Raw genomic sequence first — 23,971 nt, 5'->3', positions numbered from 1 at the left:
TAGAACGATCCAAAAGTAGTCGATTCCATAAGGATAGTGATCTCGCAGTGCAGCATGCACCGGCCATCGGTGGGGTGTTAGCTTCCCCGGTTTGGAACGATCCAAACTTGCCGGCCAGGACGGTCGACCAAGCAGCAGGCACCTCGGTCGACCGGAATTGCGCCGTAAACCACGTCCAGGGGAGATGCCGATGGTCAAGTTTTCGTTTAAGCCGGCCTGTGGGCCCGTCGCACTGGCGCTGGCCTTGTCGCTGGCTGCCGGCGCCGCTCAGGCAGCCGACCGCGCCGCGGAGCCGGGCCACGCCGCGGACGTCGATCCGCGCATCGGCACCGGCGGCGACGGCCACACCTTCCCGGGCGCCACGGTGCCGTTCGGCATGATCCAGCTCTCGCCCGACACGGCCATGCCGGATTTCAAGCACGCCTATAAGTGGGCTGCCGGCTACCAGTACGGGGACACCAGCCTGCTCGGCTTCTCCCATACGCATTTCTCCGGCTCCGGCCATTCGGACCTGGGCGACGTGCTGGTGATGCCGGTCGCCGGCGAGCCGAAGCTGGAGCCGGGCGACCCGGCCCAACCCGGCAGCGGCTACCGCTCGCGCTTCAGCCACGACAGCGAAAAGGTGGAAGCGGGCTACTACGCCGTCACCCTCAGCGACTACCAGGTGCGTGCCGAGCTCACTGCCGGCCGCCGCGTGGGCTGGCACCGCTACACCTTCCCGGCCGGGCAGCCGGCGCATCTGCTGCTGGACTTGCGCCCGAGCATCTACGACTACGCCGGCAAGGTGCTGTGGTCGTCGCTACGCGTGCACAAGGACGGCGCCGTCACCGGCTGCCGCCAGACCCGCGGCTGGGCGCCGGGCCGCGAGCTGTGCTTCGCCATGCGCTTCTCGCAGCCGCTGGCCGCGCGGCATCTGTACGACCGCGAGACCGACGTGGCCTACAAGGGCTTCAAGGGCCCGGGCCACCAGCCGGAAGACCAGGACGCGCAGCAGGGCCGCGCCATCGTCGGCGTGTTCGACTTCGGCCAGCTCAAGCAGCCGCTGCAGGTGAAGGTGGCGATTTCCTCGGTGAGCGAGGCCAATGCGCTGGCCAATCTCGACACCGACGGCAAGGGCTGGGACTTCGACGCCCGCCGCGCCGAGGCGCGCAGCGCGTGGAACCAGGTGCTGGGCGTGGTCGACGTGGACGCGCCGAAGGAGCAGCGCACCAGCTTCTACACCTCGCTGTACCACGCCATGCTGTCGCCCACGCTGAGCATGGACGTCAACGGCGACTACCGCGGCCCGGACAACGCCGTGCACCGCGCGCAGGGCTTCGAATTCCATTCCACCTGGTCGCTGTGGGACGTGTACCGCGCGCAGCAGCCGCTGATGGTGCTGTTGCAGCCGCAGCGCAGCGTGGACTTCGTGCAGTCGCTGATCGCCGCGCGCGAGGCCAGCCCGTTCGGCATCCTGCCGGTCTGGGCGTACCAGGGCCTGGAGACGTGGTGCATGATCGGCTATCACGCGGTGCCGGTGATCGCCGACGCCTATGTGAAGGGCATCCGCGGCTTCGACGCCAAGGCCGGCCTGGATGCGATGGTGGCCAGCGCTACCTATGCGCCGTACGGGGGCCTCGGCGAATACATGCAGCGCGGCTACGTGCCGATCGACAAGGAACCGGAAGGCGCCTCCAAGACGCTGGAATACGCCTACGACGACTGGACCATCGCGCAGATGGCCAAGGCCATGGGCCGCCAGGACGTGGCAGCGCAGTTCGCCAAGCGCGCCGGCAACTGGCGCAACGCCTACGACGCCAAGACCGGCTTCATGCGCGCGCGCAAGACCGACGGCAAGTTCCGCGAACCGTTCAATCCCGACGTGGCCGGCTATGGCAGCGACTACACCGAGGGCAATGCCTGGCAGTACTCCTGGTACGTGCCGCAGGACGTGGCCGGGCTGATCGCGGCGATGGGCGGCGACCAGGCCCTCGTGCAGAAGCTGGACAGCGTGTTCGACGCCAAGGTCGATCCCAAGCAGTTCGCCCACGTGGAAGACATCACCGGCCTGATCGGCTGGTACGCCCACGGCAATGAGCCCAGCCATCACCTGGCTTACCTGTACGACTACGCCGGCGCGCCGTGGCAGACCCAGCAGCGCCTGAAGCAGATCATGGACAGCCAGTACGCGCCGCGCCCCGACGGCCTGGCCGGCAACGACGACCTGGGCCAGATGTCGGCCTGGTACGTGTTCACCGCGCTGGGCTTTTACCCGGTCGCGCCCGGCAGCGACGAATACGCCATCGGCCGCCCGTTCGTGCAGAAGGCCACCTTGCATCTTCACGGCGGCAAGACCTTCACGGTGTCTGCCGAGCCGCTGGACGACGCCCATCCCTACGTGGGCGAGGTGACCCTCAACGGCAAGCCGCTGGACCGCGTGTTCCTGCGCCACGGCGAGATCCTGGCCGGCGGCGAGCTGCACTTCCGCATGCAGGCGCAGCCGAACCGCAGCTGGGGCCAGGCGGCCGCCGCGCGGCCGGCGGCGATGAGCGCCTACGTGAAGTAGTTCGCTCGAATGTGAAACCCTTCTCCCTTCGGCGACCCGAAGGTAGTCCCCGTGGGAGAGAAGGTGGCGGCAGCCGGATGAGGGTTCGGCCGGAGCGGAGCGCATCACCCTCGCGCTCCGCCCGTACCCTCACCCCAACCCCTCTCTCCCACGGGGACTACCTACGGGTCGCCGGAGGGAGAGGGGCATAAGCCGCAGGCAAATCGCCGCGCCGTGACATCTCCGCTGGCAGGCATCAGATGATTCTGTAACCATCGGCGCATGCCGCACTCCCCGTGGAAACTTACGCCGGTCACGCGACCCCGGATGCGGGATCGCGTGGCGCTGCGCTGGCGCCTGGGCGGGCTGCTGTTTGCGGTGCTGGTGATCGTGGCGCTGCCTTACATGGTGACCCGCAGCGGCTCGCGCGACGCGCTGGACGCCAATGCCCGCGTGACCCATTCCTCGGAAGTGAAATCGCTGACCTACCGCATCGCCTACGTCACCCGCGACGGCGAGGCGGCGCTGTACCGGCTGCTGGACGGCGACGACAACCCGCAGGTGCGCGTGCGCGCCGGCCGGGCCAGCAAGGAGATTCCCGGCCTGCTCGCGCAGCTGCGCGACATGACCCGCGACAACGCCGACCAGCAGGCGCGCATCGGTGCGCTCGGCAGCATGGTCAGCGGCCGCCTGGCCCTGCTCGACCAGGCCATGCTGCGCTACCGCCAGGGCGACGTGCGCGCCGCCAACGAGGCGCTGCGCGATTCCGGCACCTTGTTCAAGATGGACGACCTGATCGACGGCATCGTGCAGAGCGAGGACGACACCTTGCTCGCGCGGCGCAGCCAGGCACGCGCGGCTTCGTCCAATAGCAGCCTGGCGCTGACCATCACCGCCAGCGCGCAGGTCTTGCTGCTGGCCATCGTGGTGATCGTGTCCGAGCGGCAGATCAGCCGGCGCCTTCAGGCGGAAGAACGCGAAGGCCAGGCGGTGCAGCGCTCGCAGTTGATCGTGCAGGCGGTGCGCGAACCGATCGCGCTGCTGGACAGCAAGCTGTGCACCTTGCTGGTCAATGCGGCGTTCGGCGAGTTGTATGGCATTCCACCGTCGAACCGGCATTCGTTGCCGCTGGTGGAGATCGGCGACGGCGCCTGGCGCGACAGCGCGCTGCAGCAGCGGCTCAACGACGTGCTGTTGCTGGATCGCGAGCTGTGGGACTACGAACTGCTCCAGCGCACCGTCGACGGCGTCGACCGCCACGTGGTGATCAACGCCCGCCGCCTGCAGCAGGACGACGGCGGCGAGCCGGTGCTGCTGCTCACGGTGAGCGACGTCACCGCGCGCGCCCTGGTCGAGCAGCAGGTAAAGGAACTGAACCGCCAGCTGGAAGGCAAGGTGGCCCAGGTCTCCGACGTGAACCGCGAGCTGGAAGCCTTCAGCTATTCGGTCTCGCACGACCTGCGCGCGCCGCTGCGCCATATCGCCGGCTTCGCCAGCAAGCTGGAACAGCATCTGGGCGAGGGCGCGGACGACAAGTCGCAGCACTATATCGACGTGATCAGCGACGCCGCCCGCCGCATGGCCCAGCTGATCGACGACCTGCTGGTGTTCTCGCGCCTGGGCCGCGGCGCGCTGCGCCTGCAGCCGGTGGACATGCAGTCGCTGGCGGAAGAGGCCCGCGTGCTGGCCGAATCCGAAGTGCACGGCCGGCGCATCCTGTGGGCGATCGCGCCGCTGCCGATCGTGATCGGCGACGAGAACATGCTGCGCACGGTGTGGCAGAACCTGCTCGGCAATGCGGTGAAGTACACCGGCAAGGTCGACGTGGCGAATATCGGCGTGGAGATGCGCCGCGGCGACAACGGCGACTACGAGTTCGTGGTCAGCGACGACGGCGCCGGCTTCGACATGCAGTATTCCGGCAAGCTGTTCGGCGTGTTCCAGCGTTTGCACCGCGCGTCGGAATTCCCCGGCAACGGCATCGGCCTGGCCAATGTGCGGCGCATCGTGCAGCGCCATGGCGGCAAGGTGTGGGCCGAGGGCAGCCCCGGCGAGGGTGCGCGGTTCCACTTCACCTTGCCGGCCTCCGACCTGGCCGATGCGTTCGCGCAGGAACGGCAATGAGCCTGGGCACGGTCACGCGCAACGCGCCGGCGCACGGCATCGTGCGCAGCATCCTGCTCGCCGAAGACAGCCCTGCGGATGCCGAGCTGGCGCTGGAAGCGTTGCGCAGCGCGCATCTGGCCAATCCCATCGTGCACGTCGAGGACGGCGTGGACTGCCTGGACTATCTGCACGGCCGCGGCGCCTGGGCCGGACGCCCGCCGCTGGATCCGGCGGTGGTGCTGCTGGACATCAAGATGCCGCGCGTGGATGGCCTGGAAGTGCTGACCGAGATGCGCGCGGACGAACGCTTGCGGCGCATCCCGGTGGTGGTGCTGTCGTCCTCGCGCGAGGAAAGCGACCTGGCTCGCAGCTGGGACCTGGGCGTGAATGCCTATGTGATCAAGCCGGTCGACGTCGACCAGTTTTTCGAAGCGGTGCGCACGCTCGGGCAGTTCTGGGCGGTGCTGAACCAGGCGCCGGATTGAAGGCGCCGCGCCGCGAAGGTATTGCTTACATGCCAGATAAACCGAACATTCCTCTGCCGCCGCCGTTTCCCCGCATCCGCGTGCTGCAGATCGAGGACAGCCTGCCCGACGCCGAACTGGTGATCTCCGAACTCGAAGCCGATGCGATCGACTTCGAAGTGCGCCTGGTCGACGACGAGATCGGCTACACGCGCGAGCTGGAGGACTTCAAGCCGCATATCGTGCTGTCGGACCTGAGCATGCCCGGCTTCTCCGGCGAACGCGCGCTGGAACTGCTGCGCGAGCACGACCGCGACCTGCCTTTCATCTATGTCTCGGCCACCCTGGGCGAGGAAGCGGCGATCGCGGCGCTGCGCAACGGCGCCACCGATTACATCCTGAAGCAGAACCCCGCGCGCCTGGCCAGCGCAGTGCGCCGCGCTCTGCGCGAACACGAAGCGCAGAAGGCGCAGCGGCGCGCCGAGGCGGAGCTGATCCGCGCGCAGCGCTTCGAAAGCCTGGCCATGCTGGCCGGTGGCTTGAGCCACGACCTGCGCAATCTGCTGCAGCCGCTGCTGCTGGCCGGCGAGAGCCTGCAGGATTATCAGGACGATCCGCGCCTCGCACGCCTGGGCAAGCTGGTGCGCGATTGCGGACGGCGCGGCCTGGACATGGTGCAGTCGATGCTGTCGTTCGCCCGCGGCGCGCGCCGCGCCGAACAGGTGCGGGTGGGCGCGCTGCTCGATGCGCTCAACCTGCTGCTGCAGGGCAGCGTGCCGCGCAATGTCGCGCTGGAGCTGGCGGTGGACGATCCGGAGCTGAGTTTCTCGGGCAACCACACCGAGCTGCAGCAATGCCTGCTCAATCTGAGCCTCAACGCGATCCAGGCCATGCCCGGCGGTGGCGAGCTGCGCATCGAGGCGGGGCAGCAGCTGCTGGCGAGCGATTTTTTCCAGGAAGGCGAGAGCGCGGAAGAAGGCCGCTATCTGCGCCTGAGCGTGATCGACACCGGCTGCGGCATGGACGAGGCCACGCTCGCGCATTTGTACGAGCCGTTCTACACCACCAAGGAAGGCGGCACCGGCTTAGGTCTGCTCTCGTGCAAGCGCATCGTGGCCAGCCACGGCGGCGCGATGCGCGTGGAGAGTGCGCTGGGGCAGGGCACGGGGTTCCATCTCTATCTGCCGCTGGGCGCACAGCCCGAAGAAATGCCCGAGGGCGAGGACGACGAGCATCTGCTGGGCAATGCCGAGCGGGTGCTGGTGGTGGTGGAGGAGGCGGCCCAGCTGTCCCTGCTGGTGGATACGCTGGATGCGTGGGGGTATCAGGCGCATGCCAGCCAGAGCGGTACGGCGGCATTGCAGTGGATCGAGGCGCATGGGGTGCCGGATCTGGTGGTGATGGATGCCGATATGAATTTGTTTACGGGGGTGCGCACGTTGGCGGCGCTGATCGAGCATGGGTATCGGCGGGCGGTGGTGTTGTTGACGCGGCCGGATGCGCCGCCGGATCTGGATGAGATGCCGGAGGTGGAGCGGCTTTATCTGGTGGATAAGCCGGTGGCTACTTTCAAGTTGTTGGGGACTTTGCGCGAGGCGCTTGATGGGGAGGGGTGAGGTTTTGCTCGTCATCCCGGCGTAGGCCGGGATCCAGTGGCGATCACGCGCGATTGTCGCGTTAGCGCGGACTGGCCGCTTATGCAGCGGGCATTTCGGACGCCTGCCGGCGCCCGAGTCACTTTTTCTTTGCTGGCCCAAAGAAAAAGTAACCCAAAAGAAATGGCCTTAGAGCCAAGGCTCGCGACGCGACTAGAAGGAGCGGTGGGCGGCCGCGGCAACGGATTAACCAGAGTCGACACGAAACGACAGTGCGTTTACGTAGCGGGTGCTTCAACGTGCCGTTGCGAAGAGGACGTTCAAGGACTGGCGCCAGCTTTTGCTCTTCGTTCCTGCCTGCCTCACGACATCACCCCTCTCCCCTCCGGGGAGAGGGCAGGGTGAGGGGCCGGGCGGAGCAGGGAGGTGGGGTCAGTCGATCCCGAGCTTCTTGAGCTTGTAGCGTAGCGCGCGGAACGTAATGCCGAGCTTCTTGGCGGCTGCGGTCTTGTTGTACCGCGACTCTTCCAGCGCCTTGATGATCGCGGTGCGCTCGATGTTGCTGATGTAGTCGTCGAGGCCGCCGTCGGCGGTGGGAGGCGGTGCCGATTGTGCCGGGCCGGCTGCGGGTACGCCGGGTGGTGGCGGAACCGCTGCATCCGCGGCGCGTGGTGTGCGCTGGGGCAGCATCAAGTCGGCTACGTCGACTTCGTCGCCTTCGCACATGGCCATGGCGCGTTCGAGGATGTTTTCGAGTTCGCGTACGTTGCCGGGGAAGTCGTAGCCGTCCAGGGCCTGTTGGGAGGCGGGGAGGAGGCGGCCGGGGGTGCCGCCGCTCTTGGTGGCGAGCTGGCGGAGGATGTAGCTGGCGAGGAGGGGGACGTCGCCGCGGCGTTCGCGCAGGGGCGGGACGCGCAGTTCGATCACGTTGATGCGGTAGAACAGGTCCTGGCGGAACTGGCCTTGCTCGACCAGGGCCGCGAGATTCTTGTGCGTGGCCGACAGGATGCGCACGTCGACGGGGATCTCCTCGCGCGCGCCGATCGGGCGCACGGCCTTTTCCTGGATCGCGCGCAGCAGCTTCACCTGCATGTGCAGCGGCAGTTCGGCCACTTCGTCGAGGAACAGGGTGCCGCCGTTGGCGGCCTGGAACAGGCCTTCCTTGTCGCTCACCGCGCCGGTGAAGCTGCCCTTGCGGTGGCCGAAGAATTCGCTCTCCATCAGCTCGGACGGAATCGCGCCGCAGTTCACCGGCACGAAGGGGCCGGCCGCGCGCGGGCCTTGCTCGTGGATCAGGCGGGCGACCAGTTCCTTGCCGACGCCGGATTCGCCGGCGATGTACACCGGCGCCTGGTTGCGCGCCAGCTTGCCGATGGTGGCGCGCACCTGCGCCATCGCGGGGGAGTCGCCGATCAGGCGGTCGCCGGCATTGGGCGCCTTGGCGGCACCGCCGCCGGCGCGCTTTTCCTCGGCCAGGCGCAGCGCGGTGCGCACCAGCTGGCGCAGCATCTGGATGTCGACCGGCTTGGACACGAAGTCGAAGGCGCCGGCCTTCAGCGCGCTCACCGCGGCGTCGACGTTGCCGTAGGCGGTGATCATCGCCACCGGCATGTCGGGGTGCTTGGCCGCGATCAGCTCGATCACCTCGTGGCCGGTGCCGTCGGGCAGGCGCATGTCGGTGAAGCAGAGGTCGTAAGTGCGCTCTTCCAGAGCGCGACGCGCGTCCGCCACCGTACCCACCGCATCGACCTGCAGGTCCATGCGACCCAGGGTGATGGTCAGCAGTTCGCGAATATCGCGCTCGTCGTCGATGACGAGGACGGTCTGTTGGCTCATGTCATCCAGCTGGCTTTCAGGTGCAGGCTAGGATACCCGCCCCCTCCCCGAGGGGCAAAGCCTGCCCGTCCGGCGCGTTCTCAGTGCCCCAGGTGCCGGTCGAAGAAACGCCAGATCACGCGGTAGGCATCCTTGGATTCGGGCATGTCGGGGTCGGAGAAGAACGAATGCCACATGCCGTCCCACACGTGCAGTTCCACTTCCACGCCGGCCCGGTCCAGCAGCGTCTGGCTGTGGATCACCGCGCTCATGGCCATGTCGCGCGTGCCGGAAATCAGCAGGGTGGGCGGGAATTTCGCCAGCAGTGCGGGCGAGTTGGCCGGGAATACCAGCGGATCGCCACTGCTGGCGCCCTTGAAGTAGGGCAGGTCGCCGAGCTGCAGCGCTCGCGGGGGGATCGGCTTGCCGTTGAGCGGCGAGGCGATATAGCTCTCGTCGCCGTCCAGCGGCGTCACGCCGGCGCAGAACATGCCGATCGCGCCGGGCACCGGCAGCTGGTCGTGGATCAGCCTGGCGGTGACCTCGCCGGTGAGGATGCCGCCGGCGGAGCAGCCGTAAATGCCCACGTTGGCCGGCTTGTAGTGCTTGAGCAGCTCGCGGTACACCGCCACCACGTCGTCGGTGGCGGCGGGAAAGACATGCTCGGGGCCTTCGCGGTAATCCACCGTCACTACCTTCACGCGCCCCACGCCGGCGATCGGGATCGCCTCGACCAGGCCGCCGCTGTGCGCGCCCCACAGGAAGGCGCCGCCGTGCAGGTTGATCAGCACCCGCGCCTGGTTCGCCGGCGCCACGCCTTGGGCGGGCAGTACCACGTCCACCGCCACGTTGGCGATGCGCTCGGCGGTGATCTTCACCGCGTAGAGCTGCTGCATGCGCGTGGCGCGGGCGCTGTTCATGCGGTCGTAGAACGCGCGGTTCTGCTCGATCGGCGCGGTCAGCGGCGGCGCCTTGTCGCCTTCGGCCAGCATCTTCGGGAAGAACGCGCGCGACTCGGGGGAGGCGAACACGGAATACGGCACGGTGGCGTTGCCGATGAAGATGCTGGCGTCGGCTTTGTAGCCGGTAGCCGGCGGCGCGGCCTGCGCGCTTGCGAGGTTGGCGCCGGACATCAGCGCGGCGGCGACGCAGGCAAGACGGAACGTGCGCATGGCGAAGGCTCCCCGATTCATGGCGTGGTTCCGGTGGCGCGCTGCTTCTGCGCCGGCGCGTTCTTCTGCAGGATCTCCTGCAGCTTCAGATACACCCCGTTGGTCCAGCCGAAGCCGATCACGTTCTCGCTGTAGCCGGCGCTGACGCGCACGTCGGCATTGCCCTTGGCCATGTTGTATTTCTCGCGGATGGTGCCGTCGTCGGCGAGGCCGCGGTCCACCGTGGCGGTGAACTTGCCGGCGAGGCGGCGCGCGTCGTCGTGGAAGCCGTAGTCGTCCAGGCCCTTGATCGCCAGCCAATTGGTCGGCGCCCAGCCGAACGGATCGTTCCACTGCACGCCGGCGGGCTGGTTGTCCATCGACAGTCCGCCGCGGCGCTCGAATACCGGCAGCTTGCCGCGCACGGCTTCGGCCTGCTGCGGCGAGGCGGCGCCGGCCCATAGCGGGTAGTAGGTGTTGAGATAGGGCGTGGGCGAGGGTTTGCCAGCGACGAAGTCGTAGTCGCGGTACATGCCGTCTTCCGCGCGCCACAGGTATTTGTCCATCGCCTGCTTGCGTGCCGCGGCGGCGGCCGTCCAGCGTTCGGCGTCCTTGGTGTTGCCCAGGCGCTTGGCGAAGGCGGCCAGGTCCAGCTCGTAGCGGTAGAGCAGGCTGTTGAGATCGACCGAGGCGTAGTGATGGGTGGAACCGCCGAACGGGCCGAAGTGGAAATTGGTGTCGTAGCCGGATTCGCGCATGGCGCGATCGCCGTGGTAGTAGTCGGCCGTGAGGCGGTAGCCGTCGTACCAGTTGCCCAGGCACACCTTCGAGGCGCGCACGTCGCAGCTTTCCTTGGTCAGGCGCGTGGCTTCCGCATCGTCCGGCTTCTGCGCGCCCTTGAGCAGATAGCCCGGATCGTCCTTGGGATGCGCGCGCAGCCACTTGATCACCTTCACGTAGAAGTCGTCGCTGTTCTGCGCTTCCAGCACCGGGCCGTCGCCCAGGTCGTAATAGCGCGCCAGGCCGGTATCGCCGGCGCGGTGTTCCTCACGCGTCCACACGTCGTGGTTGCGCACCGCCAGTGGATAGGCGTTCTTCAGCCAGGTGTTGCGCTCGGTGTCGGAGGCGAAGGCGTCCGGGTCGTCCAGCACGGTCGCCATCATCGCGGTGAGGAAGGGCGGCTGCGAGCGGCTGAGGTAATAGGTGCGGTTGGCGTTGAGCACCGCGCCGTAGTGCTCCACCTCGAACAGCGCGTTGTCCACCATGTCGCGCGCCAGCTTGCCGCGCTGGTCGGCGGCCAGGCCCAGCACGATGAAGTAGCTGTCCCAGCCGTACATCTCGTTGAAGAAGCCGCCGGGCACGACGTAGGGATGCGGGAGGTAGAGCAGGCCTTGCGCGGGGAGCTTGGTGGCGTCGATGTCGCCGAGGCGCTGGATGGCGCGCGGCAGCGGGTGGATGTCGACGCCGCAGCGTTTGCCGATATCGGCAAGGGCGGGCGGCACCTTCATTTCCGCCGGGACGTAGAGCACGGGGTGGCCGACGATCTTGGGGTCGGTCAAGGCGTTGCACTGGTCCTGGGAGCGGGTGAGGGTGGTCCAGGCTTTGTCGATGTAGGTGCGGGTTTTGGCGGGGTCGGGCGTGGCCGCATGGGCAGTGGCAGTGGCGAAAGCTGTTACGAACAGCGCGGTACGTAGCAAGTGGGGAGAGCGGGTCATGAGTGGGGTCCTCGCTTCGGGAATTGCTTGTCCTCAGTCTTCAAACTCGAATCCTTCTCCCTCCGGGAGAAGGTGGCGGCAGCCGGATGAGGGTTCGGGCGGAGCGCAGCTCACCACTCCGGCCGTACCCTCACCCCAACCCCTCTCCCGACGGGAGAGGGGCTTAAATGCCTCAATCGCTCCGCGCCGTGCGCGTCAGCTTCGCCTTCCCATCCGCACCATGCTCGATGCCGATGTCGAACACCTTCCCGCGGTAATGCACCCCCTGAAGCTTCACCGACTTCCACGCCGGCGGCAGCACCGGCGCGTACGCCTCGCTCAGGCCGTTGTCGTCGATGCGCAATCCGCTCAAGCCATACACGAAGCTCTGCACGAAGCCCGCCGAGGTGGACAGGATGTAACCCGCGTTATTCGCCACCGTCTCTGTGCGCACATTGAACGGCGGTTTCAGGAATCCGGTGAGGTTGCGATGGATCCACTCGCCCGCGGTCTTGCCATCGCCCAGTTCAGCCGCGCCCACCGCAAGCATCACCATCATCATCTCGTTCGGATCGTCGCCGTGCACCTTCAGCTCGTGCAGCTGGAAGTCGAAGTTGTTGCGGCGGATCTGCGGCGTCATCGGCAGGTCGAGGTTGGGATACATCAGCCAGATCAGCGATGAACCCATCCAGGTGATCTTGTCGTGCGGCACCGAGGCGTCGAAATCGAGATGACGCTGGTTCTGCTGGTCGAACGGGATATACATCTTGGCGACGATCTCGGCCCACTTCGGGTCCGCCGTCTCGCCCACCTTCCTGGCCGCTTCCTGCGCGATGCGCAGCGCCTTGGCCGCGGCGGCATTGGTGAAGGAGTCGTTCGGCACGTCGTTATAAGCCTCGTCGGGCGAGGTGACGTGATGGATCTCGTAGCGGTCGTGCGCCTTGTCGTAGGTGACGCGGCTGACCCAGAACTCGGCCACCTCGCGGATCACCGGCCAGCCGTACTGCTTCAGCCAGGCCTCGTCGCCGGTGGCCTGGTAGTACTGCCACTGGGCGATCGCCACGTCGGCGTTGACGTGGATCTCGCGGTACACGTCGTAGGCGAAATGCGGCGTGTAGTCCTTGCCGGTTTCCGGATCGGCTTCCCACGGATACATGGTGCCGCTCGCGCCATACTGCTTGGCGCGTTCGCGCGCCGGCTGCATGGTGCGGTGGCGGAACATCACGATCGGCTTGGCGCGCTCCGGATGCAGCAGCAGCAGCGCCGGGAACACCCAGGAATCGCTGTCCCAGAACGCATGGCCGGCATAGCCCGGGGTCAGCGCGCAGGCGCCCATCGGCCAGGCGGTGCCGACGGTGGAATTGGCCAGCAGGTAATACAGGTCGGAATGCACGGCCTTCTGCACGGCCGGATCGCCGTCGACCACGATGTCCGACTTCCACAGCTCATGCCATGCGGCCTTGTGCGCGGCCAGCAGCTGGTCGAAGCCGGTGGCGCGCGCCTGCTTGGCCAGCGCCAGCGTGGCCTTCGCATCGCCGCCCCAGCCCTGGCGTGACAAGGCGGCGTACTTGGTGAACGCGTAGGTGCGGCCTTTTTGCACGCGCGCGGTGACGTTGAGCGAGATGCGGAACGGCGTCTTCTCCAGCTTCACGTCTTCGACTTTCAAACCGGCGGGCAGGCTGACGGCAATCGCCTCGGCCATAGCCAGGCCCTGCTCGGCGCGGCCGTCCAGCCACAGCGTGAGGTCCTTGCTGTCGCCGTCGCTGGCGGCGATGCGCGTCACGCCGTGGTACCACACGGCGGCGCGGTCCGGCGTGGGCACCGGCTTGTTGTTGAGGTTCTGGCCGCTGGCGATCACCGACTCGATCATCTGGTCGCCGGTGAGCTTGCCGATGGGAAAGCGCGGCTGGTGCTCGGACCACAGGCGGATGGGAAAGGTCAGCTGCACGCTGCCGTCGAACTGCGGCGTGATCGTCAGCCGCGTCGCGGCGACGTGGCTGGCATCCTGGCTGACGAACGTGGTGACCTTCACGTCGGTGGACTTGTTCGCATAGACGAAACGGTAGCTGGTGGCGAGCGTGGCGTCGCGCATGTCCAGCGTCTGTGCGTAGTCGGTGAAGATTTCCTTGCCCAGGCGGGTGGAATTGAGCCAGCCGCCGCCGGGGTTGTAGTCGATCTCGCTCCAGCCCGGTATCGCCGCGGGCCGCGCGATATCGTCTTTGGCGTAGTCCATGAAGGCGACCATGTAGCCCATCGCGGGCTCGGTGCCGCGGGCGGTGGTCATGCTGGAGAAATAGCCGTTGGCGAGGTAGCCGGGGAAGTAGCTGTCGAAGTCGGCCGAAGTGCCGGTGAGCACGAAGCTCGGGTCGCTTTTCGCGTCCTGCGCCAGGGCGGGGCCGGCGGCGGCAAGTATGAGCAGGGCGGCAAGACCCAGGCGGCGACAGCGTATTGGCATGGCTACTCCCATCATCGAATCCTTGCAGGGCTTATTCCGGAGCGAGGTCGGACGGCGCGGGCAGCGCGCCCGCGCGATCGGCTTCGCGCTTGAAGAAGAACAGCGCCACCAGCACCAGACTCATCGGCACCAGCGAGAAGTAAAAGGCGTGGATGCCGCCGAAGCTGGCGAACACCACCGCGGTGATGCGCGACCCCAGGGTGCCGCCCAGCGCGGAGAAGATCACGATCAGACCGGTCATCGCCGCATGCAGCGGTTTGGGCAGCGAGCTCAGCGCCACCGAATTGATCACCGGATAGATCGGCGCCATCAGCAGCCCGATCAGCGGCAGCAGGTAGGCCGCCGGCGGCGCGTTGAGCCAGCCGATATCCGCCCGCGGCACGATGTGCTGCGCCAGCGGCAGCACCAGCAGCACCAGCACGCCCATGCCGATCACGCACAGATTCAGCAGCGTGTGCCACGGCATGCGCCGCAGCACCTGGCCGGCGGCGATGCGGCCCAGCGCGGTGCAGCCGGCCAGGATGCTGGCGAGCTGGATGCTCATGGCATTGGGCAGGTGCAGGATCTCGTTGTTGAAGGTGGGCAGCCAGGTGCCGAAGCTCTGCTCGATCAGTACATAGAGGAAGGCCGAGATCAGGAACACGTTCACCAGCGGCCGCAGCATCAGCTTGAACATGGCCGCCGCCGAGCCGCCCAGCGACGGCACGCCGCTGCCATGCGCGGCCGACTCGTCCAGCCGGGTGCCGGCCAGCAGCACGAACACCAGCACGCACAGCACCGCCAGCAGCCAGTACACGCGGAACCACACCGGGTTGGCCGGATCCGCATGGTCGATGAAGGCGCTGAAGATCCAGCCGCTGAGCAGCACGCCCAGCATGAACAGGCCTTCGATGGTATTGGTCAGGCGGCCGTGCTCGGCGCGGTCGCGGGTGAGCAGGCCGATCGAGGAATACACCGAGACCTTGGTCAGCGCGAAGGCGACGCCCACGCAGGTGAACAGCAGCTCGGTGGTGTGGAAAGAGGGGTACAGCGGCATCAGCGCGCAGGCGCAGCCGACGATGGCCAGCGCGATCATCATCGCCCGGCGATAGCCGAGCATGGGCAGGAAGGAGGCGACCAGGAAGGAGGTGACCGCGATCGGCAGGTCCTTGAACAGCTCCAGCAGGCTGGCCTGGGGCTTGTCGATGCTGAAAGTGTGGATCGTCTGCAGGATCACCGTGCCGACGCTGTTGAGCAGGATCGCGAAGATCATATAGATCAGCGCGAGCGCAGCGATCATGCGGAATCGGTTCATGGCCACTCGCTTGCGGGTCGGGTCAGACGGCAAAAAAGGGCGGTCCGGGCTGTCACGCGCCCGGACCGCCTTCAGGGAAAAACTAAAGCATCAGAAGTTGTACTTGACCTGGAAATTCACCTCGCGCCCTTCCAGCGGACGCGCCAGGATCACGCCGCCCGCGCCGGCCGCCGAGCCGAAGATACGCGAGTTGCTTTCGGTCAGGCCCAATTCGTTGGTGATGTTGGTGCCCTGCAGGCGCAGTTCCCAGTGGTCCTGCACGTTGGCCACCACGCCGAAATCCAGCGTGTCGTACGAGCCCAGCTGCTGCAGGCCGGACAGGTCCTGGGTATGGTCGCCGACGTGGGTGTAGGTGACGAAGGCGGTGATGTCGCCCCACGGGAACAGGAAGCGGTAGCTCGGCGTGAACATGTAGCGCACCTTCGGCTGGCGCTGCAGCTGCTTGCCGTTGATGAAGGCGCAACCGTTGCCCGCCACCTGGTTGATGTAGGGAATGCAGGCCGAATAGTGCGAGTAGTGGCCGTCCAGATAATTGGCCACCACCGCCAGCTTCAGGTTGTCGATCGGCATCACCGCGCCGCTGAGGTTGATGCCCTTCGAATCGGAGCCGTACAGCAGTGGCGTGCCGACCGGCGCGCCGGCCGCATTGGTCGGCTGGTAGGGCAGGCCGTTGAACTGGCGGTGATACACGCTGATGTCGGCGTACAGCAGCTTGGACTGGTATTTGAAGCCGGCTTCGAAGTTCTGCACCTTCTGCAGCGGCGGCGTGTTGCCGGTGGTGTTGCCGCGCAGGGCGTTGTCGAAGTCGCCGAAGTGCACGCCCTTGTTGACGCGGCCGTACACGCTCATGTTGTCGGCCAGCTCGTAGTTCGCGCCGACCGTCCAGGAGGTATGCGTCTTGTCGTACTTGGTGGTGGCGAAGGTGCCGTCGCACACCGGCACGGCGTTGTCGTAGAGCGTGGCGTTGTTGCCGTCCAGGTTCACGTTGTGCAGGTTGCACACGTGCACGGTGGAGTCCTGGTTCTCCAGGCGCGCGGACACGTCGAAGATCCAGCGGTCGATCTTCCACACGTCGGACAGATAGAACGCCTTGTTGGTGGAGGTGCCGTTCTCGGCGATGTTGTACGCGCCGTAGTCGAGGAAACCCTGGTAGTCGGTGACTTGGTCGCCGTTGGCGGCGACGACCTTGATCGGGCGTGCGTTCGGCGTGTTGGTCATCAGCATCTGGTTGCCCAGCGCCCACTTGTCGTTCATGGTGTAGTGCGCCAGGTACAGGCCGGCGGTGAGCGTGTTGCCTTCGAACAGTTCCTTGCTCAGGCGGAAATCGTTGTTCATATTCTTCAGGCGCTTGTGGATGTACCACCAGCCCTGGTGGATCACGTTCTGGTTCGGATCGACCACGCCGCCGCCGTTGATATAGGTGGCGGTGGCGCCCGGCGCGATCTGCAGGCCGCCGAGATCCTTGGAGGTGGTGTACAGCGTGCCGTTGAGCGTGTCCGGATTGGAGCCGGAGAACAGGGCGTTGGTATCCATGTCGCCCTGGTCGATCAGGAACTTGTCGGAGATGCTCCAGCCGCCGTCCAGGTCGTAGTCGAAGTTGCCGCCGAAGAAGCGCATCTTCGCGCCGCGGCCGTTGGCCAGGTTGGCGCTGGTGCCGCCCGGATAACCCGGCAGGTTGACGTGCTGGATGTACTTGCTGTTGTAGGTGTCGGTGAGCGGATCGAAGCCCGGATAGGCCGAGAAACTGTCGCTGCCGTGCTGCAGCAGCGGGATCGGCGTGATGAACTGGTTGCGGTCGTTGAGCACGCGCGTCCACAGCATCAGCGAGCCTTTCTCCATGGTGTGCGAGAGAGTGGCAGTGAACTGGCCGCCCTTGTCCGCGGCGAACTGCGGATCGCGCACGCCGTCGGACTTGCGCCAGAAGCCGCCCACGCTGCCGAACCAGTCGTCGGCCACCTTGAAGCCGAGGAAGCCGTCGGCGCGCCACAGGCCTTCGTTGCCGTAGGTAAGGCCGATGCTGCCCGAAGGCTTGGCCGTGCCCTGCTTCAGCATGAAGTTGGCGGTGGCGCCGATCTGGCCGTCGCCGAACACCACGGACGGGCCGCCCTGCAGGATTTCCACGCGCTCGACGGTGTCGTCGAGGCGGAACATCGAGGTGGTCTCCATGAACGACAGCGTGGGCATGCCGTACAGCGGCGAGCCCATGATCTGCGTGGTGAAGTAGGGCGCGTCGCCGCCGCCCGGGAAGCCGGCGATTTCGATGTTCGCGCCGGTCTGGCCGCCGGTGGATTCCGGCCACAGGCCGGGTGAGATCTTCAAAAGATCCGCGGTGCTCTTCGGATTGGCCTGCTTGATCGCCTCGGCGTCGGCCGCGGTGATCGAGTACGCGGCGTCGATCTTGCGGATGCCGCCGATGGTCGGCGTACCGGTGACCACCACCTGTTCCAGCGTCTTGGTGTCTTTCTTGCCCTGCGGCGGCGCCGGAGCCGGCGGCGCGGGCGGCGCCGGGGGCTGCTGCTGTGCGTTGGACGACGCGCTGTCTTGCCCGTGCGCGGTGCCGAGCATTAGCGCCGCGGCGATGGCCGCGGCGAGCAACTGTCGAGTGATGCCTTGGCGATGCATGGTCGAACCTCCCCACCCATGTTGTCGGGCTTTATGTGGCGAAATCGCTGGCCGCTTCCCCTGATGCGGCGTGCGACGCTTCTTCACTGCTGATGAAATCCTCGATGCGGAACGCGCTGAGTCCTGGCAGCACGGTGTCCGCCTGGGTCAGCGCCGCGGGCTGGCCGATGCCGACGGCGGCCATGCCGGCGGCGTGGATGCTGGCGACGCCCGCCGCGGCGTCTTCCACGCCCAGGCAGGCAGCGGGCGCCACGCCCAGGCCCGCGGCCGCGGCCAGGAAGATTTCCGGATCGGGCTTGGAGCGCTGGATCCGCGCGGCGTCCACGATGTAGTCGAACAGCTGCGCCACGCCCAGCCGCTCCAGCAGCAGCGGCGCGTTGCGGCTGGCCGAGGCCAGGCCGACCTTGAGGCCGGCGGCGCGCACCGCGGCGATCGCCTCGCGTGCGCCGGGCAGCAGCTGGTCCGGTCCGAAGCGCTGGATCTGTTCGCGGTAGTAGTCGTTCTTGCGTTCGCCGAGCGCGTGTTTTTCTTCGTCGCTGTAGGTGCGGCCGGCGCGTTCCAGCAGGATTTCCAACGAGCCCATGCGGTCGACGCCCTTCAGGCGCTCGCCGATCGAAGCGTCGAACGGCAGGCCGGCTTCTTCGGCCAGGCGGCGCCAGGCGGCGTCGTGTACCACGGCGGTGTCGGCGATCACGCCGTCGAGGTCGAAGATCACGGCGGCGAGCGGCGGCTGCGTACGACGGTCGGGGGTCGCGTCGGCGCGCGGCAGCTGCAGCGTTTCGCCCGCATGCAAGGTGTATTCGCGGCCTTCGTGGCGGAAGCTGAGCGCATCGCCGCGCGGCAGCGTGTAGCGCACGCCGTCGGCATCCACTTCCAGGCGCAGCTGCGCGCAACCCCAGCGCAGGCCGAAGCGGTAGCCGTTCCATGCGGCAGGCAGGCGCGGCGACAGCGCGGGCTGGCCGTCGACCACGCGGAAACCGCCGAAGCCCCATTGCAGGCCCAGCCAGCTGCCGGCCATCGCGGCCATGTGCACGCCGTGCGCGGCATTGCCGTGCGAGTCGTCCAGGTCCACCCGCAGGCTGTCCTGGAAATAGCGCCAGGCCTTGCCGGCCAGGCCGACTTCCGCCGCGATCACGCCGAAGGTCGAGGCGGACAAGGTGGAGTCGTGCACGGTCACGCCTTCGTAGTAGTCGAAGTTGCGCCGCTTGGCTGCGCGGTCCACGCCGTCGCCGGCCAGCATCAGGGCCAGCAAGGTGTCGGCCTGCTTGCACACCTGGTGGCGATAGATGGTGAGCGGATGCAGGCGCAGCAACAGCGGGTGCTTGCCTTCGCCGGCCTTGGCGGCGAGATGCGCGGGCAGGCGCGGACGCTCGAGGAAACCGTCGTCCTGCGCGAACACGCCCAGGCGCGGGTCTTCCTGCAGATACATGGCTTCGGCGGCGCGGCGCCATTGCGCCACTTCGTCTTCGCCCAGGCCGATGCGCGCGCACAGCGCGGCGTAGGCCACCGGCGCGGCGCCGGCCATCCACAGCGCGGTGTCGGCGGCGTCGCGCAGATGCCGCTGCGCCATGCGGTTGGTGTAGTGGTTGTTGTCGACCAGGGCGGAGTATTCGTCCGGCCCGGTCACTTCGTGGATGCAGAACGCGCCGCCGCGGCGCGCGTTGAAATGGCCGATGTCCAGCCACACACGCGCGGTCTCGAACAGGATCTCGGCGCCGTGGTCGCGCAGGAAATCGGTGTCGCCGCTGGCATCCACGTACAGGCTGATCGCCCAGGCGATCGCCGCATTGATGTGGTACTGCGCGGAGCCGCCGGGGTAATAGGCTGAGCACTCGTCGCCGCTGATCGTGCGCCAGGCGTACAAGGCGCCGCGCGGATGATTGAGTTCGCGCGCATGCAGGCGCGAGCGTTCCAGGATGCGATGGCGGTACAGCAGCATGCCGCGCGCCAGTTCCGGCGCGACGGTGGCGAGCACCGGCAGGATGAACGCCTCGGCATCCCAGAAGTAGTGGCCTTCGTAGCCTTCGCCGGTAAGCCCCTTGGCCGCCGCGCTGCCGTGGCCGTCGCGGCAACTGGACTGGAACAGGTGGAACAGGTTGAAGCGCAGCGCCTGTTCGGTGGCGGCGTCGCCGTCGATGGCCAGATCCGCCGCGTCCCATAGCGGGGCCAGCGCCTGGCGCTGGCGTTCCAGCAGGTTGGCGTAGCCGAGGTGGGTGGCGGCGGCGAGGATGCCGCGCGTGCGGGCGAGCAATGCCTCGTCGGCATCCTCGCCGTGCGGTTCGGTCCAGGCGTAGGCGACGTATTTCTCCAGCGTCACCGCCTGGCCCGGCGCGAGCGTGCCGGTATAGGTCTGCACCACGCCGTGCTGGGCGAGGTTGGTGAGGTGGCAGTCCAGGCTGCCGTCCTGCGCGCGGTGCGTCTGCGCACAGGCGAGGCGAATGCCGCTGTGGGTGCTGCGCTGGGTGACCCAGGCGACGTCGGCTTCGGCCGCGGCGTCGGTGGTGTGCAGGCCGCCGTCCAGGCGCGTGCCGATGCGCGGGTCGTCGCCCTGTTCGGCAGCGTCGCGCGCGGTGCTGATCGAGGATTCGAGCGTGATCGGGCCGCTGTAGTCCAGCGAGCGCACGCGGTAGCGCAGCGCCAGCAGGCCGGGTTCGTCGAGGCTGACGATGCGCTCGGCGTCGATCTCCAGCGTTTCTCCCGCCGGCGAGCGCCAGCGCAGCAAGCGGCGGTAGCAGCCGTCGCGCAGTTCCAGGCGGCGTTCGAAATCCAGCCATTCACCCTCGCTCAGCCGTACCGGCACGTCGCCCAGGCGCAGCTGGATGCGGGTGGCATCGGCCACCGGGATGCGCGTGTCGGTGCTGGCGGCGAAGCCGGGGAAGCGCTCGTGGTAGTCGATCGGCGTGCGTTCCCACGCCGCCGACAGAAAACTGGCCTGACTGGGGCTGTCGCCTTCTTCCAGCCCGCCGCGCACGCCCAGGGCGCCGTTGGCCAGGGCGAACAGGCTTTCGTCCTGCGCGAAGCCGGCCGGATCGGTGCCGCGGCGGATCAGCGTCCAGGGGTCGGGCACGCCGGCAGCACCCACCCCGGAGGTGGGCACGACGTCGACGGCCGCGGCGGGCGCGGTGGCAAGACGGTCGAGCATGAAGTCCCCAGCAATCTTCTTGGTTGTTCTCGGCGGGGCGCCTGCGGGCGCTGCCGGTCCATTGGGGGCGGAGCTTCGCAGCAAATGATATCGATATCAAGATATCGATATCATTTGCTGCGGCGCGGAATCACGCGGCTTTGAGCCGGGCTGCCGCAGGCTCGCCGGCGGCATCGCGGACAGGCGGGCGGGGGCAGCGTCTCGGCGGTCCGTTGGACGCACCGGGCGCAAATCGACACACTGCGCGCTGCTGCGGACGCATCTCCCGGGAGCAGAGCAATGGAAGTGGCCGAGGTCCGGTCTTGAGTCGAAGCAAACGAAACCCCCCACGATCGGGCACGCCGGCCAACCTCACCATGGCCGACCTGGCCAAGCTGGCCGGGGTCTCCAAGATCACCGTCTCGCGCGCGCTCAGCGACAGTCCGCTGGTGAATCGCGAAACCCGCGAGCGCATCCAGGACCTGGCGCGCGAGCAGGGCTACAAGCTCAACGTCAGCGCGCGCAACCTGCGCCTGCGCCGCAGCCACACGGTGGCGGTGATCGTGGAGATGAAGCCCAGCAACGACCGCACCATGTTCGATCCCTACCCGCTGATGCTGCTGGGCGGCATCTCGCAGGAGCTCACCGCCGCCGGCTACAGCGTGCTGCTGACCACCCGCCAGGGCGCCAGCGCCGCGGCGGTGCAGGCCGCCGACGGCATGATCCTGCTCGGCCAGGGCGTGCGGCAGGATGCGGTGCGCCGCTTCGACAAGCTCGGCCTGCCGATGGTGGTGTGGGGCGCCCAGAGCGACCACGACAACCACGTGGTGGTGGGCAGCGACAACCGCCAGGGCGGCCGCGCGGTGGCCGCGCATTTCATCGGGCTGGGGCGGCGCAATCCGGTCTTCGTCGGCAATCCCGGGCATCCGGAAATCTTCGAGCGCCTGAGCGGCTTCGTGGATGCGCTGGCCGAGCACGGCGTGAAGCCGCTGCTGATCCGCCGCGACGAATTCACCCTCGCTTCCGGCATGGACGCGGTGCAGTCGCTGGCCGCGCGCCACGTGACGTTCGATGCACTGTTCGCCTGCAGCGATCTATTGGCGATGGGCGCGGTGCGCGCGCTGGAGGAACTGGGCCGCCGCGTGCCGCGCGATGTCTCGGTGGTGGGCTACGACGACATGCCGCTGGCGGCGAGCTTCCAGCCGCCGCTGAGCTCGGTGCGCCAGGACTGGCAGGAAGGCGGCAGCCTGCTTGCGCGCAAGATGCTGGCGATGATCCACGACGAGGCCGCGCAGTCCGAAGTGCTTCCGGTCAGCCTGATCGTCCGCGCGACCTGACGGTTTTTCAGGCGATCGCCGCGCCCGCGGCATCGCTGCCCGGCACCCGCGCCGGCGGGGTCAGCACCAGGCGGAAACAGCTGCCGCCGCCGGCCACGCGCACGTATTCCAGCGAGGACTGGTTCGCCTCGGCCATCTGGCGCGCCAGGTACAGCCCCAGACCCGTGCCGTATTCGTGCGTGGTATAGAACGGCTCGAAAATCTGCGCGGCCACCTTCGGCGCGATGCCCGGGCCGCGGTCGATCACTTCCAGGATCGGCACCGCGTGCTCGCCGTGGCGCGCCACCACCATCACCCGCGCCGGTTCGCCCGGCATGCGCCCGTAGCGCAGCGCGTTCTGCACCAGGTTCCACACCACTTGTTGCAGCTGCTGCGGGTCGGCCACCGCGGCCACCGGCTCGCTGCCGTTGCTGATCACCCGCAAGGTGTCGTTGCCCAGGTCGTTGCCCTGGCGGTATTCCTCGACGAAGTTCTCGGCCCAGCGGCCCAGGTCCAGCGTCTCCGGGCGCGAGCGCTCGCGCCGCGACAGCTGCAGGATGTTCTCGATGATGTCGTTCAGGCGCACGCAGTGGTTGTTGATGATCTCCACCATGCGCAGGTCGGTGCCGCCCAGGTCGCGCGATTCGGCCAGCAGCTGCGCCGAATAGCGGATCGCCGCCAGCGGGTTGCGGATCTCGTGCGCGATCGAGGCGGAGAGGCGGCCCAGCGAGCTGAGCGTGAGTTCCTCCGCGCGGCGCGAGACCAGCGAGGTGTCGTCGAGAAAGATCAGCACCAGCGCGTCGTCGTTCGGCGCCAGGCGGCTGAAGCGCGGGATCACCTCCGGCACGCCGTCGGCGAGCTGGGTGGCGGTTTCGTCCAGCTTGCCCGAGGTGGTCCAGTGGTACAGGCGGCGCGAGAGTTCCGGCGCCACGCGGCCGAGGTCGCGCTGGTCGGCGCTGGGATTGCCCAGCAGCATCCAGGCCGATTCGTTGATCTGGTGGATGCGGTTGGCGTCGTCCACCAGCATCACGCCGGTCTTCATGCGGCGGATGATCAGCTCGTTGACCTGGGCCAGGTTGGCCAGGTCGATGCTGCGCTGCTCGGCCAGCGCCTCGCTGGCGCGCAGCTGGCGGCTCAGCACGTAGCACAGCATGGTGATGGCGAAGTAGGCCAGGCCGAACAGGCCGGCCTCCAGCAGCTGGCGGTCGGCCACGCCGGCGTCGCCCTGCGGGTTGAACAGCGAGTGGCCGAGCATCCCCAGGGTGGCGAGCGCCGCGAAGAACAGCGCCAGGCGCAGCGGCAGCAGCAGGGCGCCGGCGGCCAGGTTCACCGCCAGCATCATGGCGATGCCGATGCGCGCGTCCTGCATGGCGCCGGTGGCCAGCACGGCGGCGACGATATCGATCACCAGCGAGGCCGAGGTGACCAGCCGGGTCCACGGCATGGTGCGCCGGGTCAAGGCGGCCACCGCGATGGCGAAGCCCAGGAAGCACAGCGCCACCACGCGGGCGGCGTCGGTGTCGTTCAGGTGCGGCCAGCCCAGGGCGGGCGGGCTGAAGGCCAGGCCGGCATAGACCAGGGCCTGCGCCAGCCGGAAGTAGTTGAGGAAGAACAGCTCGTGGCGCACGGCCTCGGTGGCGGCGCGGGAGGGGGCGAAGGCGGGCGGCGCGGTATGGGGCACGGGGCCTGGCACTCTCGGCGGGCGGGTCGGTCCGCAGTATAGGGGCGTAGGTTGGGGTGAGCCGCAGGCGAACCCCAACTTCGGCGCCTCGTGGCGCGCTGCACGGTTGGGGGTTCGCCTGCGGCTCACCCCA

At 67.8% G+C, this 23,971-nt stretch carries 13 protein-coding genes; 5 read left to right on the top strand and 8 right to left on the bottom strand.

Translation table 11 applies throughout. From position 1 onward, the window contains the following. Window positions 1–190: 190 nt before the first annotated feature. The 4 genes from KK141_RS07600 (at window position 191) to KK141_RS07585 (ending at window position 6,710) form a co-directional block, all read left to right on the top strand. Window positions 191–2,545, top strand: coding sequence for a GH92 family glycosyl hydrolase (locus KK141_RS07600; protein WP_214569160.1), 2,355 nt, complete (start codon window positions 191–193; stop codon window positions 2,543–2,545). A gap of 306 nt (window positions 2,546–2,851) precedes the next feature. Then, the gene (locus tag KK141_RS07595) at window positions 2,852–4,648 is read left to right on the top strand and encodes an ATP-binding protein (protein ID WP_214569159.1); all 1,797 of its coding nucleotides are present in this window, start codon (window positions 2,852–2,854) and stop codon (window positions 4,646–4,648) included. After that, on the top strand, window positions 4,645–5,115 hold the full coding sequence (locus KK141_RS07590; protein WP_214569158.1) for a response regulator: 471 nt from the start codon (window positions 4,645–4,647) through the stop codon (window positions 5,113–5,115). The genes KK141_RS07595 and KK141_RS07590 overlap by 4 nt, the downstream gene beginning before the upstream one ends. Before the next feature lie 29 nt (window positions 5,116–5,144). Next, entirely contained in the window at window positions 5,145–6,710 is a 1,566-nt protein-coding gene (locus KK141_RS07585) for a response regulator (RefSeq protein ID WP_214569157.1), read from the top strand. A 411-nt stretch (window positions 6,711–7,121) separates the two neighbouring features. Here the strand turns inward: KK141_RS07585 and KK141_RS07580 are convergent, their stop codons facing one another. From KK141_RS07580 to pgmB, 7 genes are all read right to left on the bottom strand, one after another. Further along, window positions 7,122–8,525: a sigma-54 dependent transcriptional regulator gene (locus KK141_RS07580; RefSeq protein ID WP_214569156.1), complete on the bottom strand. Its 1,404-nt coding sequence runs from the start codon at window positions 8,523–8,525 to the stop codon at window positions 7,122–7,124. A gap of 80 nt (window positions 8,526–8,605) precedes the next feature. Further along, window positions 8,606–9,676, bottom strand: a complete 1,071-nt coding sequence (locus KK141_RS07575; RefSeq protein ID WP_250901613.1) for an alpha/beta hydrolase fold domain-containing protein — start codon at window positions 9,674–9,676, stop codon at window positions 8,606–8,608. Window positions 9,677–9,693: 17 nt separating this feature from the next. After that, a complete protein-coding gene (locus KK141_RS07570) occupies window positions 9,694–11,370 on the bottom strand; it encodes a trehalase family glycosidase (protein ID WP_214569155.1) in 1,677 nt (558 codons plus the stop codon). A gap of 172 nt (window positions 11,371–11,542) precedes the next feature. Continuing rightward, window positions 11,543–13,804, bottom strand: coding sequence for a glycoside hydrolase family 65 protein (locus KK141_RS07565; RefSeq protein WP_214569154.1), 2,262 nt, complete (start codon window positions 13,802–13,804; stop codon window positions 11,543–11,545). A 31-nt stretch (window positions 13,805–13,835) separates the two neighbouring features. Beyond that, complete coding sequence (locus KK141_RS07560; RefSeq protein ID WP_250901612.1) at window positions 13,836–15,098, bottom strand: MFS transporter; 1,263 nt, start codon at window positions 15,096–15,098, stop codon at window positions 13,836–13,838. A gap of 90 nt (window positions 15,099–15,188) precedes the next feature. Then, complete coding sequence (locus KK141_RS07555; RefSeq protein WP_214569153.1) at window positions 15,189–17,720, bottom strand: TonB-dependent receptor; 2,532 nt, start codon at window positions 17,718–17,720, stop codon at window positions 15,189–15,191. A 31-nt stretch (window positions 17,721–17,751) separates the two neighbouring features. After that, window positions 17,752–20,862: a beta-phosphoglucomutase gene (gene pgmB / locus KK141_RS07550; protein ID WP_214569152.1), complete on the bottom strand. Its 3,111-nt coding sequence runs from the start codon at window positions 20,860–20,862 to the stop codon at window positions 17,752–17,754. A 356-nt stretch (window positions 20,863–21,218) separates the two neighbouring features. On the opposite strand from pgmB, the gene KK141_RS07545 reads away from it, so the two are divergent. After that, window positions 21,219–22,178: a LacI family DNA-binding transcriptional regulator gene (locus KK141_RS07545; protein ID WP_214569151.1), complete on the top strand. Its 960-nt coding sequence runs from the start codon at window positions 21,219–21,221 to the stop codon at window positions 22,176–22,178. Window positions 22,179–22,185: 7 nt separating this feature from the next. Here the strand turns inward: KK141_RS07545 and KK141_RS07540 are convergent, their stop codons facing one another. Further along, window positions 22,186–23,838 carry a HAMP domain-containing sensor histidine kinase gene (locus KK141_RS07540; RefSeq protein WP_214587339.1) on the bottom strand — a complete coding sequence of 551 codons (1,653 nt, stop codon included), beginning with the start codon at window positions 23,836–23,838 and terminating at the stop codon, window positions 22,186–22,188. Between the last annotated feature and the right edge of the window lie 133 nt (window positions 23,839–23,971).

The sequence above is a fragment of the Dyella sp. LX-66 genome (genome assembly GCF_018599165.1).
Classification (GTDB): domain Bacteria; phylum Pseudomonadota; class Gammaproteobacteria; order Xanthomonadales; family Rhodanobacteraceae; genus Dyella_D; species Dyella_D marensis.
The sequence above is the reverse complement of the archived record's forward strand: the minus strand, read 5'-3'. Positions and strand labels throughout refer to the sequence as shown.